This is a genomic window from Paenibacillus sp. VTT E-133280 (assembly GCF_002264385.1).
GTDB classification, from domain to species: domain Bacteria; phylum Bacillota; class Bacilli; order Paenibacillales; family Paenibacillaceae; genus Paenibacillus_AQ; species Paenibacillus_AQ nitricinens.
This window is the reverse complement of sequence record NZ_NFUX01000169.1, coordinates 1-568: the sequence shown is the minus strand read 5'-3', so window position 1 is coordinate 568 and position 568 is coordinate 1. Positions and strand designations below refer to the sequence as shown.

The 568-nt window shown below is 55.3% G+C and carries 1 rRNA gene; it reads right to left on the bottom strand.

The features are described from left to right. Positions 1–44 precede the first annotated feature (44 nt). Positions 45–568 (bottom strand): 16S ribosomal RNA (locus CA600_RS30620); the annotation flags it as partial.

The window sequence follows — 568 nt, the reverse complement described above, 5'->3', positions numbered from 1 at the left end:
CTTCCGATTTGAATGTCTTCATTGCAGAAGACGATTCTCCATAGAAAGGAGGTGATCCAGCCGCACCTTCCGATACGGCTACCTTGTTACGACTTCACCCCAATCATCTACCCCACCTTCGGCGGCTGGCTCCCTTGCGGGTTACCCCACCGACTTCGGGTGTTGTAAACTCTCGTGGTGTGACGGGCGGTGTGTACAAGACCCGGGAACGTATTCACCGCGGCATGCTGATCCGCGATTACTAGCAATTCCGACTTCATGCAGGCGAGTTGCAGCCTGCAATCCGAACTGAGACCGGCTTTGATGGGATTGGCTTCACCTCGCGGCTTCGCTTCCCGTTGTACCGGCCATTGTAGTACGTGTGTAGCCCAGGTCATAAGGGGCATGATGATTTGACGTCATCCCCACCTTCCTCCGGTTTGTCACCGGCAGTCACTCTAGAGTGCCCAACATTACTTGCTGGCAACTAAAGTTAAGGGTTGCGCTCGTTGCGGGACTTAACCCAACATCTCACGACACGAGCTGACGACAACCATGCACCACCTGTCTCCTCTGTCCCGAAGGCCGC